The sequence below is a fragment of the uncultured Chloroflexus sp. genome, assembly GCF_937951745.1.
GTDB lineage: Bacteria > Chloroflexota > Chloroflexia > Chloroflexales > Chloroflexaceae > Chloroflexus.
The window spans coordinates 95182-107687 of sequence record NZ_CALFBQ010000007.1; the positions used below are offsets into that span (position 1 = coordinate 95182).

The following is a 12506-nucleotide window of genomic DNA, read 5'->3' on the forward strand; positions in this document are numbered from 1 at the left end:
AGCTGGCGGTGTGGTGGGAATGTTAGGCACAGCGGTGCGTTTAGCGACCGGTGCCGCGTACAAAGATGTCGGGCCATGGTTGGAAGGTGGTGGGGATCGTATCGCGCCGGTTGATTTCGCCGTTGGTATAGACGGTGCGATAGACTTCGACCCGCAACCCACCGCGCGCGGTATCGGTTTGCCGGATCACGCCAGCCGGCAGGGTGGGATCGTCAATGTAGATTGGCTGGGTCGGGGCCGGGGTGCGTTCGAGAATGCGGTAAGCATATTCTACCCGGCGGTTGCTCGGCGGGCCGTAGAGGATCATCGTTAATTGTTGGCGTTGCAGATCAACCTTGCTGGTCAAGAGCAGCCAGCCACCGGTATCGTTGACAAACCGTAGATCGTGGACGCCGGTAAAGATGGCGGCATCGAGGCCGGGCGGTTCGCCAAGCTCTTCGTACCAGCCGATGCGGAACGAGTGCTCGTGGCGTTCGGTGATCGGCAAGCCAGCGAAAAAAGCGGCGCGGAAGACAGTGGTGCTGACTTGGCAAAGGCCGCCGCCCCACTCTTTTTGGGTGCGGTTGGCGATGATAGCCAGCCCCTCGACGAATCCGCGTTCTGGGGTGACGGGGCCGAGAGTTGTATTAAACGAGAACGTTGCGCCGGGAGAGATGAGTACGCCGTCCATCTGGCGTGCGCCAGCTTGAATATTAGTAATGCGGTACTCGGCTGAGTTGCGGAACGAGCTCACCCCAACGCCAACCGGCGCGGTAATCCCCAGCGCGGCGAGGTTATCAGCAGTAACCGGTGGGGGTAATTCGCGCATGGGCAAGTTTACGGTGCGCTCGTGGCTATAGAGCGCGCCATTAATACGGGCCAGCGCCTCTTCGACTGCGAGACCGCGTCCGGGTGTGCCGGGGGTGCGGATACGCAAGTTGCCGTTATTCCAATCAACGCGGGGCAAGCCGCCCTCTTCGCGCAGTACGGCGGCGATGGGGGTGAGTGCGGCGCGGATAGCGGCCTGATCGATCATCACTGCCATAGCCGGGCGGCCATCGATCGCGGTGAGACTGCGAAGCTTGATCCACGCGGCGATGTGCGAGACCGGCCATTCCCAGCGGCAACCGGCGGGGCACTGGCCGCCCCGGCCTTCGAGCTGGATCGGGCCATGCAGCAGTAATTGCAATTCGGCGACGGTGGGGGCGAGGTCAGCATCGCGCACTCGCGGTTCGAGTAGGCGGGTGCGGATCACCACCTCTTGCGGTTGCAGACTCTGCACGGCGGCGGTCATATCGGCGATCGTGTCATCGATCAGCGTTTGCCGACCCCACTGCTCTTCACCAACGAAGATGATCCCATCGCGCAGTTCTACGCTGGCCTCAACCGGTGTGCGGTCGATCTCGGCAGCGATGGCGCGTAACGTTTGCTGGGCAATGCGCTGATCGAAGCGCAGGCGCAGCGGCAGATCAACGCCGTATTGCCATGTGGCGGCGGCGATGCGGGTATTGGCTTGCCAATGAAGATCGTGACCGAGGGCAAAGGCAGCGTCGAGCGCCTCGTCAATCGCCAAACTGAGGCCAAGGTCTTCAGCCGCCGGTCGCCAGAGCTGACCATCGAAGCTCAGGGTGACCGGCGCGGCAAGGAAATCGGCATAGCGGCGCTGGAGAACAGCGCGGGCTTCGGCGCGGGTCAGACCGCCGATTGGCAAGCCACGCACGCTAATGTTAGGATAGATCCGTTCGGCCAGCAGCCGTTCGCCCAACAAGATCGCGCCATAGCTAAGCAGTGCAGCCAAGCCGGCTAGTGCGGTGAGCACGAGCACCCATTCCATAATGCGCCACGGCCATGAACGGCGCGCGCGGGGCACCCGGGCTGGCAGCGGACGATCCATGATAGTCTCGCAACAGCATTCCAATGCACAAAACAGCAATGACACCTTCAGTCTAACGCGCCGTAGTAGCCGTGTCAAGTCGCCGCGCCCGGCGGCGGCCCGGCGCTGCCGGGCCCGGGCAGGGAGCGTCCGTAACGGGATGGGCCGCGCCGTGCGCGACCTTGGCGGCCCGGCGCTGAGCTGCGGCCACAGGCGCAACAACGTTGTACCCATACCGGGGAGGCGATGCGTTGGCGCTATCCATTGCGTTTGTTCGCGGCGCTGGCGCGTTGGCGCGCTTGCCATTCGCTAATCAAGGTTGCCGCCTGCTCGTTAGTAAGCTGATCAACCGCAGCGTTGAACCGGCGTTGGGCTTCGGCGTCGGCGTCGAGCGTGAGTTCGCGCGCCAATGATAAGATAGCGTTGCGCTGTTTGTCAGAAACCGGTTGGTTCGCGTAGCGAGCGCGTTCTTCGGCGACCGCCAATCGCTGCTGTTCTTCTTGCACGCGCCGCAATTCGTCAATAAATGCCGAGGCTTGGCCTTTGTTGAGGGCAACCAGATCGTAGCCGTGCTCTTGGGCGAAGGCAGCTAACTTTTCACCCGACCAACCCAGCGCTTGTTGGAGCGAGGCGATAAAGTTGCGCTGACGTTCGCTGGCCGGCGCGTCGGGGTCGCGCACGGTAATAGCGGTGGCTGCGGTATGTTGCTCACGAATCTGCGCAATTTGTTGCTCAACCGCCTCGCGCTGGCTGCGGAAGATGCGCCAGCCGAGATCAACCGCTTGCTGCACCATCTGCTCGTCGGCATCAATTGGTAGGGTGATAGTCTCTTCAATGGTGATAAAATCGTCGCCAAGTTTGATCGCGGTGCGATACGTGCGGGTGACGCTCCGCTCGCTTTGGGGTTTGGCCGGCATAGTGTTCCTCCTCCGACTCTCCGTACTGAGTTCTTCCCGCCGCGCCCGATTTCTGTCGTTTATACAGTGCCGGCGCTAGAATAAGGATAGCACAAATGTTCGTTTTTGACAAGCAGTTGTCAGAAGTTGGTATTCCACTTACAATGGATATACGATCCGCTATGCAATAGTTTAATTGTGAAGCGCAATGTACGATCTGCTCATTCAGCGCGTTGATGTCCTTCAGATCGCCAATGGCACGCCTGCGATCTTGCCGCAGCATGATATTGCTATCGCCGGGCAACGCATTGTCGCGATAGCCCCGGCCATCAGCCCCGGTCTTGCCCGTGAGACGCTGAATGGTGCGGGCCAGTTAGCCATTCCCGGCCTGATCAATAGCCATGCCCACATTGCGATGAGCTTGTTTCGCGGCGTGGCCGAAGATGTGCCGATCGCAGAGTGGTTTAATAGCTTTATCTGGCCGCTGGAGACGAATCTAACGCGAGAAGATGTCTATTGGGGGGCCTTGCTGGGGATAGCCGAGATGATTGAATCCGGCGTAACTTGCGTGGCCGATCATTATTTTGTCGCCGACGCGATCGCGCAAGCGGTGCAAGAGTCGGGCATGCGCGCGCTGCTGGCGTGGACGCTCTTCTCTGGCGCTGATGAGCACGAGCAATTGGCTCGCGCCCGCCAGTTTACCGAACAGTGGCACGGCGCCGCTGGTGATCGGATCCGGGTCTGGATGGGGCCGCATGCGCCGTATACTTGCACGCCGTCGTTCTTGCGCCGGGTGGGGCAGACGGCGCGTGAGCTGGGTGTTGGCATCCACATTCACCTCGCCGAAACGGCGGCGCAAGTCGCCCAGAGTATAGCTGCGCACGGCCAATCGCCGGTGCAGCTCGCGCGCGACACCGGCCTGTTTGATGTACCAGCGATTGCGGCCCACGTCGCCCATGTCTCGCCGGAAGATATTGCGACCCTGGCTGCCTATGGGGTGGCAGTGGCGGTCACTCCAAAGACCGAGATGAAGCTGGGGATTGGAGTGGCGCCGGTGACGGCCATGCGGGCCGCTGGGGTTACGGTGGCAATTGGCAGCGATGGCGCGGCCAGCAACAATACCTATGATGTGCTTGAGTCGGCGCGTCTGTTGGCCCTGCTGGAAAAGCTGCGCAACAGCGATGCGCGCGTCTTACCGATCGGCGTGACGCTTGAGTTGGCGACCGCCGCCGGCGCGCGCGCATTGCGATGGGATGATATTGGCGTGTTACAGGTGGGTGCGCGCGCCGATCTGGCGCTGGTGCAATGTGCGACCGCGCATATCCAACCGCTCCATAATCCGGCGGCGGCCTTGCTCTATAGCGCCCAACCTGCCGATGTCAGCACGGTGATCATTGATGGCCGGATCGTAATGCGCGATCGAGTGTTGCTAACGATTGATAAGCCACGAGTGTTGCGCGAGGTGGCGGCACGGATCGAACGCCTTACTCAACGCCAAACCGAGCAACGGATGGCCGTTTATCCTGAGCTGGCGGCTGGCGAATAGGGCATCGTCAATCTTTGGTCCTGACGGTGCTCTATTTGAACAGCGTTGCTAATCCACACAAGAGGCTGCCTGCCACCCCAATGGCAAGCGCATGCATCCACAGCGGCTCACCGGCGAGCGCAACGCCAATGATAGTGGCCGTTACCCCGACCGCACTGCCGATGATAACTGCTTCTCGTTCGCGCTGACTGAGCATAGGTCTCCTCTTAACGCTCGCGCTCGCTGATATCACGCCCTTGATCAAGCGAATAGCTGCCGTAGTCTTGGGTCGGCGGTTCAGCCGCTTTTTGCACGATCACGCCGATCTGCACCAAAAACCAGAAAATGCCCGATCCGATGAGGGCTACCACAATGAGACCCACGATGATCATTGCGATCATAAATATGCTACTCATCATAAGCGTTCCTTTCATTCTATAGCTATGACTGCGCCTACGCGCATTGGGCAAGGCGGCAGCCGGATCGCGTGGTCGTTTGCTACGTTCCATGATACGAACGATAGCGGCATAGCGTTTCGCCTACGCCGCTATGATTGCTTTGTCAAACGGTTGTCACTAAATGGTTGCGGGTATGGTATACTGCCCGCAGGACAAAAGGCATCTAATAGGCGATACCATAGGGAGGGTGGTAGCACGTCACTGGTGCGGTGGAAGGGTGGTATTATGAGTGAGCTGGGCGCGCGTCTCCGGCGAGCGCGAGAGGCAAATGGTATTTCATTAGCGCAGGCGGCGGCGGACACCCGTATTTTGTTGCAATCGTTGCAGGCATTGGAAGAAGGCGCGTTCGAGCGATTGCCGAGTGATGTGGTTGCTCGCGGTTTTGTGCGGAATTATGCGCAATACCTCGGCTTGCCCGTTGATGAGATGATCGAGCTCTACCGGCGCGAGCGCGGTGCAACCGATAAGATCCGCATTGTTCCGGCAACCAATCCGCCCCGCACCCGAATGTATGTCCTCCCCGGTTTTTTTGCCATCTTCTTCATCACCTTAACGTTGATCGGGCTTGCGTATGTAGGTCTCAGCGCCCTTGGCCGCATTGGCGAACGTGCGACGCCGTCGGCCGGCGTCGCAGCCTCTCCCACCATTGAGCCGCTTTCGCCATTGCCGACGCCAAGCCCGCTCCCGACCGAGATCAGCCTCATCGCAACGCCTACCCCGTCGCCGGTGGCGGTCACGCCTTTCGTACTAGTGCTGCCTGAGCCAAGCCCAACCCCGGCAGCGCCGATCGTGATCGAGGTACGGGTGCCTAATGTGCGTGGCAATGAGAATTCATGGGTGCGGGTGCAGGTTGACGGCACAACCGTCTTTGAGGCGATCATGCGTGCCGGCGAGCAACAGGTCTTCGCCGCGCAGCGCCGGGTCTTTATCCGTGCCGGTAATCCGACCGATGTCGAGGTCACGGTGAACGGGTTACAGCAAGGGCCGCTCGGCACCGTGCCCGGCCAGCCGGTGAATTGGTCGTGGCCGCCGAATTGATCGGTCAAACCTGCGTTTCTCTGGTTGTGGGAGGTAACAATGCCTAGCGAAAACAGCTTTGATATTGTTTCAGATTTTGATCAGCAAGAGTTGGTGAATGCGGTTGATCAGACGTTGCGCGAAGTGCAGACGCGCTACGATCTGAAAGATGCAGGCGTGACCATCACCTTGAGCAAGACCGAATTGGTGATCGAAGCTGATAGCGAGCTGTCATTGCGCAGTGTGCGCGATGTGCTGGAAACGAAAGCTGTGCGTCGGAAACTGTCGTTGAAGATTTTTGATTACGGCAAACCGGCTGATGCGAGTGGCGGACGAGTGCGGCAGGTGGTGACGTTGCGCCGCGGGATCGATAGCGAACTGGCGAAGAAGCTGAGCAAAATGATCCGCGATCGCTTTCCTAAAGTGCAGCCGCGGATTCAAGGCGATACACTGCGCGTAGTGGGCAAGAGCCGCGATGAGTTACAGGCGGTGATTGCGTTTCTGCGTGAACGCGAGGGTGAGATTCCGGTGCCGCTGCAAATGACCAATTATCGCTGAGTAATCCTATTTGGTGGCAGGAGAGGACGGTGCTCGCGATGAGCGCTGTCCTTTCTTTTTGGTATAGCTGCAACCCGACACAAATATCAACCAACGCGCTTCACCGTGGTACTGCCCAACTCGATCTATAATGCAGAGAGATTGCTGATTAGCTAGATAAACAAAACAAAGGAATCACGAGTACATCACCAATGAAATACCATATCGTAACGCTGGGCTGTCCGAAAAATGCGGTTGATAGCGAAGGAATGGACGGCCTGCTCAGCGCGCAGGGGCATCAAGCCGTGGCTACCGCTGAGGATGCTGATGTGATTATCGTCAATACATGCAGTTTTATTGCCGCAGCGCGGGCCGAGACCCTCGGCGTGCTGAAGGAATTGGGTGAGCGCAAACGGCCCGACCAGCGCCTGATCGCCGCCGGCTGCATGGCCCAGAGCCATCCGGGTGAGGTGGCGAAGGTGCAAGGTGTTGATGCGACGCTCGGTACCCAACAGTGGACGCAGATCGGCGCGGTGGTTGGTCAACTAGCGCAGCCGGTGATCCCGTTGGCGTCTGCGCCGGCAGCGGCCACGATTCCCCTGATCCTGACCTCTGCTGCTGAGCAGCCGGTCTCGTATGCCGATTGGCGCACGACGCAAATCCGGCGCACGCGCCACACTCCTTCCGCCTATCTCAAGATTTCGGATGGCTGTAACCTGCGCTGCGCCTTCTGCACCATTCCCAGCTTCAAGGGTGATATGCGCTCGAAGCCGGTTGGGGCCGTGTTGGCCGAGGCGCAAGAATTGGTGGCGCAAGGTGCGCGCGAAATTGTGCTGGTCGCGCAGCATCTGACTGACTACGGCCGTGATCTCGGCTTGCAAGACGGGTTGGCGATTCTGCTTGAAGAGCTGTGCCAAGTGACGCCGCCGGATATCTGGATCCGGCTGATGTACGCTTACCCGCACGGCATCAGCGAGCGCCTAATCGCAACGATGGCCGCGCATCCCCAGATCTGTCATTATCTCGATATGCCTTTGCAACACGCCCATCCGGCTACGCTCCGTCGCATGCGGCGCCCGCCGGATACCGATCGCACGTTGCGTCTCATCGCCGAATTGCGCGCTGCGATGCCCGATATTGCCATCCGCTCGACGTTCATTGTCGGCTATCCCGGTGAAACGACTGCCGAGTTTAACGCGCTGCTCGAATTTTTGCAGACTGCGCAACTCGATCGAGTGGGAGTCTTCCGCTATTCACGCGAACCGGGTACGCCGGCCGCTGAGTTGCCCGATCAAGTGCGGCCACAGGTGATCGAGCGGCGCTGGCATGAAGTGATGCGCTTGCAGCAAGCGATTTCGTATGCGCGCAACCAGCGCTGGATCGGCCGCACCTTAACGGTCTTGATCGAGGGCAATGGGGCAACCGATGATGGCAGTCCGCTCAGCGTGGGCCGTTCGTTCCGCGACGCGCCTGAAATTGATGGTCAGGTCTTTGTGTGGGGATCGCATCCAGCAGGAAGCGTGGTACCGGTGCGGGTAACGCAGGCGACCGCCTACGATCTGTGGGGAGAGGCAGCCGGGTAAACGAGCGCCAACCTGCGGGTTGCTTGGGTGGCTGCCCGCAGGTTGGCCAAGCGAGGTGGTTTAGGCATTCAAGCGCTGGGCAATTTCACGCTGCAGACGGCGGAGTTCCGAGGGATTGTTGTGCGCGAGATAATCGACCATGTACGAGATGGCGGTGTCACTATAATCATCGAGTAACCCGTCGAGCACTTGCCGTACCACTAGATTGACAAACTCGTCTTCACTGATGACCGGGGTGTAGACATAGGCTAGCCCATCACGCTCGCGGTTGAGCACACCTTTATCGGCCAGCCGGCTCATCGTCGTCATGACGGTGGTGTAGGCAATATCGCGCTGTTGAGCCAATTTGCGATGCACTTTCTTGACGGTGCTTGAACCTTCTTGCCAGAGGATCTGCATAATCTCTGTCTCGAGCGGGCCTAATACCTTGACGAGACCATCTTTAGTGGGGCTAAAGCGAAAGCGCAGGTTAAATGCCATAACAACACCTCGTTCGTTTGCGTCAATGAAACGTGGTAATCGGTCAGTTCTTACATGGCGAGTGTACGCTGCGTAGCACAATTAGAGAAGATATGAACATTACACGATGATGACATGTAGTACTATTGTCTAAACATCTATACGATGTTCTGTCGTAAAAAGGGAGTAAATTCTCAGAAAACCTTACTTTTGTTGTTTTTGGGTCACTGATTGGCAAGTTTATCGCGAATTGTAATGGAATTGTAATGCTTATGACGCTAGAACATGACGTTAGATTGCAGATTCAAGCGGAAATGCGGGCAGTGTTTCCGGTGGTCGAAGGGCGGTTGCATCGGTTTTACGCCATGCAGGAGTACCATCTCGGCTGGCGGAACGAGGATTTGACTCCGGCGGAGGCCGATCCGGGCAAGCTGATCCGGCCGCAGTTGGTGTTATTGGCGTGCGCGGCTGCTGGCGGCGATCCGCAGCAAGCCTTGCCCTTGGCCGCCGGCATCCAGCTCTTGCATGACTTCTCGCTGATCCACGACGACATCGAAGATGACAGCGCGCTGCGACGGGGCCGACGTACACTCTGGAATATCTGGGGTCTAGCCCATGGCATCAATGCCGGCGATGCGATGTTTGTGCTAGCTCACCTCGCCATTCACCGGCTAGCCGAGGCTGGCTTGCCGGCTGAGCGCGTGTTGGCCATTCTGCGCCGGTTTGATGAGGTCATTCTGCGCATCTGCGAAGGGCAGTACCTCGATCTGAGCTTCGAGGGCGATTTGAGCATCACGCCAGAGGATTATCTCGCTATGATCGGCGGGAAGACGGCGGCGCTGATTGCCGGTGCCGCCGAACTGGGGGCGCGGGCTGCGGGTGCGCCTGACACCACGGTGGCGGCGCTGGCTGATTTTGGCCGCGCGTTGGGGCTAGGGTTCCAAATCGAAGATGATATTCTGGGTATTTGGGGTGCGCCGGAACAGACGGGCAAACCGTTTGCTGCCGATCTCTACCGGCGCAAGGTGAGCTTGCCGGTGGTGCATGCCCTGACCCATAGCCCAGATCGGGCACGGCTGGTCGAACTTTATCGCCAACCGGCGCTCGATGATGCGGCCGTTGCCGAGGTGTTGGCGATCCTTGACGCTGTCGGTTCACGCGCCTATTGCGCGGCGATCGCGAACGACCACCATCAAGCTGCCTTTGCCGCGCTGGAGGTAGTGCAACCGCCGACAGCAACCGCGGCTGCCGCGCGCGACCGCTTGCGCGCGCTTACCCAAAGCTTGATCGGGCGGCAGTATTAAAGGGCTGGCGCGAGCGTGGCTCGTCGGAGACGTGGCATCTCCCTCAGGCATAGCGCCGCGATGCCCTACCGCCCCTCGCAATAACAGGAGCGAGTAGGAACCGTCCGTTCAGGGATTATGAACGTACCAGCGGGAGACGGCGTCGAGCGCGTTGCGCCTACACAATGCCAACAAGGGGATGGCAAGAATTTCCGTAACTATCTATTAACTGAAACTTCAAAGGTCTTTTCATCTCGCGGCGAATGTGCTACACTATAGCCGTTACACAGCGTCACGTCGCCGCGAGAGTCTGTTCGTCCGTCTGGGCCCGATCGACTCCCTTGTCCGCACGACCTCCACGCCCGAGGATCAGCACGCGGCGCTGTGGACCGCTACCCGCTGTGAGGCGAAGTGAGTAGCGTGCAGTTTTGGAGGCGTGGTTTGTGGGCGCAAGCCCCGTGAGTGACTGCGTTGGGCAAGCAACGCGGAGGGAGTGGGACCGGATGTACGTGAAGCTCTTTGTTGGCAATTTGGCGTGGAGCGTTGATGATGCAACGCTCGAGACCTTCTTTCAGGCTTATGGCGATGTGCGCAGCGCGCGGGTGATCAATGATCGTGAGACGGGCCGGTCGCGCGGTTTTGGCTTTGTCGAGATGGAAGTTGCCGATGTGGCGAAGGTGATTAGCCAAACGAACGGCCAGCCAATTAACGGTCGTGAGATTCGGGTCAATGAAGCCGAGGATAAGGGTTCGCGCGGCCCTCGTTCCGGCGGTGATCGCGGTGATCGCGGCGGCTTCGGCGGTCGGCGTTATTAACGCTTCCCTTCGAGCCGGTCGCGCCTCAACTGGCTCGTGCGCGGGACTCCTCCGCCCCCTGTCATTGACAGGGGGCGCGTTGTGTTAGGAAGGACGTATGGTCATCGCTCTCTTTGGGGCCGGGATTGTGTTGTTGGTGTTCGGCGCTGATCTGCTCGTGCGCGGCGCCGCCAGCTTTGCCGCCAGCCTTGGCGTTTCGCCCTTGATTATTGGCTTGACGGTAGTGGCGGTAGGGACGAGTTCGCCTGAAATTGCTGTGAGTCTGCAAGCAGCATTCAATGGGCAAGGTGCTATTACACTTGGCAATATTGTGGGCAGCAACATCGCTAATGTTATGCTGATTTTGGGTGTAGCGGCGATGTTTGGCCCGCTGCCGGTCGATCGTCAGATCTTTCGCCGTGATCTGCCGGCCATGATTGGTGCGTCGGTCTTGACCTTGCTGTTGGCGCTTGATCAATCGCTGTCGCGGGTTGACGGCGTGATTATGCTGCTCGGATTGATCGTGTATCTTTGGGTGATATGGCCGCGTGGCGTGCATCTTAGTCAGCCCCATCCACAACGCGCTCATCACCATCACTGGAGGGTGCGAGTGTGGCAGGTGGCGATGATGGTGGGCGGTCTTGCCCTGTTAGTATTAGGGGCGAATTGGCTGGTAGATAGTGCGGTGACTTTTGCGACGTGGTTTGGCGTCAGCGAGCTGATCATTGGCTTGACGATCGTGGCTATCGGCACCTCGTTGCCCGAAATTGCTACCTCGGTGATTGCCGGTATGCGTGGTGAGCGCGATATTGCGGTGGGGAATGTGATTGGCAGCAATGTGCTCAACCTGCTCTTTGTGCTGGCGCTAACTATGGTGTTCTCGCCCCAGCCAATTGCAGTGCCTGCCGAAACAATCCGGCTCGATCTGCCGGTGATGGTTGGGGCGGCCCTCATCTGTGTGCCCATTTTTATCACGCGCCGGATCGTTTCGCAGCGCGAGGGGAGCTTGTTGCTGGTCTATTACCTTAGCTATACGCTCTACCTGATCCTGAGCGCGAATGGCAGTGACAAATTGCCAGTCTACAGCGCGGTGGTCGGCCTCTTATTAGTGCCACTCACGGTCGTATTGCTGGTCGTGCGAGCACTGCGTTGGCTGGGTGAAGAGCGTCGGCGAAAAGCTACTGTGAGTATGGTTGAATAAATGCGGGTCTTCTATTCTGACACTTTTGTCTTACCATTGCCGCCGGGCCACCGCTTTCCAATGGAGAAATACGCGCTGTTGCGTGAGCGGGTATTGGCAGAGGGAATCGTATCGCCTGAACGATTGCACGTACCTGAACCGGCGCGTGTGGTAGAACTAGCCCATGCCCATCTTCCGGCCTACATCGATCGAGTGCTAAACGGGCAACTCAGTAGTGCCGAATTACGCCGCATTGGCTTTCCGTGGTCGCCGCAGATGGTCGAGCGGTCACGTCGGTCGGTAGGGGCAACAATAGCTGCCTGCCGCGTCGCCTTACGTGAGGGGGTTGGTGTCAATCTGGCCGGCGGCACGCACCATGCCTTTGCCGATGCCGGCGCCGGCTATTGCGTCTTTAATGACGCAGCAGTTGCCGCGCGCGTCATGCAAGCCGAAGGTCGCGCGCGCCGTATCGCCATTATCGATTGCGATGTCCATCAGGGTGATGGCACGGCCGCTATTCTGGCCGGCGACCCGACAATCTTTACCTTCTCGATCCACGGTGCGCACAATTTTCCTTTCCGCAAACAGCAGAGCGATCTCGATATAGCGTTGCCTGACGCGACCGGTGATTCGGCTTACCTTGATGCCTTAGAATGGGGGTTGCGCCAAACCTTCGCTACTATTACACCCGATCTTGTCATTTACCTCGCCGGGGCCGATCCGTACTATGATGACCGGTTAGGGCGGCTCAGCTTGACAAAAGCCGGTCTGGCCGAGCGTGATCGGTTAGTCTTTGCCTATTGTCGATCGGTGGGGGTGCCGGTTGCAGTGACGATGGCCGGCGGCTATGCTCGTCAGGTGAGCGATACGGTTGATATTCACGCGCAAACAGTCGCGCTAGCTGTGGAAATAGGCTAGAACG

The 12506-nt window shown here is 59.0% G+C and carries 13 protein-coding genes; 8 read left to right on the forward strand and 5 right to left on the reverse strand.

Annotated elements, in window-relative coordinates; translation table 11 throughout:
• Positions 1 to 40: 40 nt before the first annotated feature.
• A complete protein-coding gene (locus Q1A59_RS02645; RefSeq protein ID WP_298404484.1) occupies positions 41 to 1873 on the reverse strand; it encodes a VanW family protein in 1833 nt (610 codons plus the stop codon).
• 236 nt (positions 1874 to 2109) lie between these two features.
• Positions 2110 to 2769, reverse strand: coding sequence for a hypothetical protein (locus Q1A59_RS02650; RefSeq protein WP_298404481.1), 660 nt, complete (start codon positions 2767 to 2769; stop codon positions 2110 to 2112).
• Between the two features lie 187 nt (positions 2770 to 2956).
• On the opposite strand from Q1A59_RS02650, the gene Q1A59_RS02655 reads away from it, so the two are divergent.
• Complete coding sequence (locus tag Q1A59_RS02655) at positions 2957 to 4294, forward strand: amidohydrolase (protein WP_298404478.1); 1338 nt, start codon at positions 2957 to 2959, stop codon at positions 4292 to 4294.
• Positions 4295 to 4325: 31 nt separating this feature from the next.
• Here the strand turns inward: Q1A59_RS02655 and Q1A59_RS02660 are convergent, their stop codons facing one another.
• A complete protein-coding gene (locus Q1A59_RS02660) occupies positions 4326 to 4490 on the reverse strand; it encodes a hypothetical protein (RefSeq protein WP_298404476.1) in 165 nt (54 codons plus the stop codon).
• A gap of 10 nt (positions 4491 to 4500) precedes the next feature.
• On the reverse strand, positions 4501 to 4692 hold the full coding sequence (locus Q1A59_RS02665) for a hypothetical protein (RefSeq protein WP_298404473.1): 192 nt from the start codon (positions 4690 to 4692) through the stop codon (positions 4501 to 4503).
• 264 nt (positions 4693 to 4956) lie between these two features.
• Between Q1A59_RS02665 and Q1A59_RS02670 the strand changes: the two genes are divergently transcribed.
• From Q1A59_RS02670 to rimO, 3 genes are all read left to right on the forward strand, one after another.
• The gene (locus Q1A59_RS02670) at positions 4957 to 5769 is read left to right on the forward strand and encodes a RodZ domain-containing protein (protein ID WP_299643739.1); all 813 of its coding nucleotides are present in this window, start codon (positions 4957 to 4959) and stop codon (positions 5767 to 5769) included.
• Between the two features lie 39 nt (positions 5770 to 5808).
• Complete coding sequence (locus tag Q1A59_RS02675) at positions 5809 to 6306, forward strand: YajQ family cyclic di-GMP-binding protein (RefSeq protein WP_298404468.1); 498 nt, start codon at positions 5809 to 5811, stop codon at positions 6304 to 6306.
• 191 nt (positions 6307 to 6497) lie between these two features.
• Positions 6498 to 7868 carry a 30S ribosomal protein S12 methylthiotransferase RimO gene (rimO, locus tag Q1A59_RS02680; RefSeq protein ID WP_298404465.1) on the forward strand — a complete coding sequence of 457 codons (1371 nt, stop codon included), beginning with the start codon at positions 6498 to 6500 and terminating at the stop codon, positions 7866 to 7868.
• 60 nt (positions 7869 to 7928) lie between these two features.
• On the opposite strand, the gene Q1A59_RS02685 is transcribed toward rimO, so the two are convergent.
• Positions 7929 to 8348 (reverse strand): BlaI/MecI/CopY family transcriptional regulator, encoded by a 420-nt coding sequence (locus Q1A59_RS02685; RefSeq protein WP_066790203.1) that lies wholly within the window; start codon positions 8346 to 8348, stop codon positions 7929 to 7931.
• 251 nt (positions 8349 to 8599) lie between these two features.
• Between Q1A59_RS02685 and Q1A59_RS02690 the strand changes: the two genes are divergently transcribed.
• The 4 genes from Q1A59_RS02690 (at position 8600) to Q1A59_RS02705 (ending at position 12502) form a co-directional block, all read left to right on the forward strand.
• On the forward strand, positions 8600 to 9631 hold the full coding sequence (locus Q1A59_RS02690) for a polyprenyl synthetase family protein (protein ID WP_298404457.1): 1032 nt from the start codon (positions 8600 to 8602) through the stop codon (positions 9629 to 9631).
• A gap of 482 nt (positions 9632 to 10113) precedes the next feature.
• The gene (locus Q1A59_RS02695; protein WP_298404454.1) at positions 10114 to 10425 is read left to right on the forward strand and encodes an RNA-binding protein; all 312 of its coding nucleotides are present in this window, start codon (positions 10114 to 10116) and stop codon (positions 10423 to 10425) included.
• Between the two features lie 97 nt (positions 10426 to 10522).
• On the forward strand, positions 10523 to 11605 hold the full coding sequence (locus tag Q1A59_RS02700) for a calcium/sodium antiporter (RefSeq protein ID WP_298404451.1): 1083 nt from the start codon (positions 10523 to 10525) through the stop codon (positions 11603 to 11605).
• A complete protein-coding gene (locus Q1A59_RS02705) occupies positions 11606 to 12502 on the forward strand; it encodes a histone deacetylase (protein WP_298404448.1) in 897 nt (298 codons plus the stop codon).
• Positions 12503 to 12506 lie beyond the last annotated feature (4 nt).

Bases quoted from the DNA above. Each gene is read 5' to 3' on its own strand.
- Q1A59_RS02645 (WP_298404484.1), bottom strand. From the start codon at position 1,873: ATGGATCGTCCGCTGCCAGCCCGGGTGCCCCGCGCGCGCCGTTCATGG.
- Q1A59_RS02650 (WP_298404481.1), bottom strand. From the start codon at position 2,769: ATGCCGGCCAAACCCCAAAGCGAGCGGAGCGTCACCCGCACGTATCGC.
- Q1A59_RS02655 (WP_298404478.1), top strand. From the start codon at position 2,957: ATGTACGATCTGCTCATTCAGCGCGTTGATGTCCTTCAGATCGCCAAT.
- Q1A59_RS02660 (WP_298404476.1), bottom strand. From the start codon at position 4,490: ATGCTCAGTCAGCGCGAACGAGAAGCAGTTATCATCGGCAGTGCGGTC.
- Q1A59_RS02665 (WP_298404473.1), bottom strand. From the start codon at position 4,692: ATGATGAGTAGCATATTTATGATCGCAATGATCATCGTGGGTCTCATT.
- Q1A59_RS02670 (WP_299643739.1), top strand. From the start codon at position 4,957: ATGAGTGAGCTGGGCGCGCGTCTCCGGCGAGCGCGAGAGGCAAATGGT.
- Q1A59_RS02675 (WP_298404468.1), top strand. From the start codon at position 5,809: ATGCCTAGCGAAAACAGCTTTGATATTGTTTCAGATTTTGATCAGCAA.
- rimO (WP_298404465.1), top strand. From the start codon at position 6,498: ATGAAATACCATATCGTAACGCTGGGCTGTCCGAAAAATGCGGTTGAT.
- Q1A59_RS02685 (WP_066790203.1), bottom strand. From the start codon at position 8,348: ATGGCATTTAACCTGCGCTTTCGCTTTAGCCCCACTAAAGATGGTCTC.
- Q1A59_RS02690 (WP_298404457.1), top strand. From the start codon at position 8,600: ATGACGCTAGAACATGACGTTAGATTGCAGATTCAAGCGGAAATGCGG.
- Q1A59_RS02695 (WP_298404454.1), top strand. From the start codon at position 10,114: ATGTACGTGAAGCTCTTTGTTGGCAATTTGGCGTGGAGCGTTGATGAT.
- Q1A59_RS02700 (WP_298404451.1), top strand. From the start codon at position 10,523: ATGGTCATCGCTCTCTTTGGGGCCGGGATTGTGTTGTTGGTGTTCGGC.
- Q1A59_RS02705 (WP_298404448.1), top strand. From the start codon at position 11,606: ATGCGGGTCTTCTATTCTGACACTTTTGTCTTACCATTGCCGCCGGGC.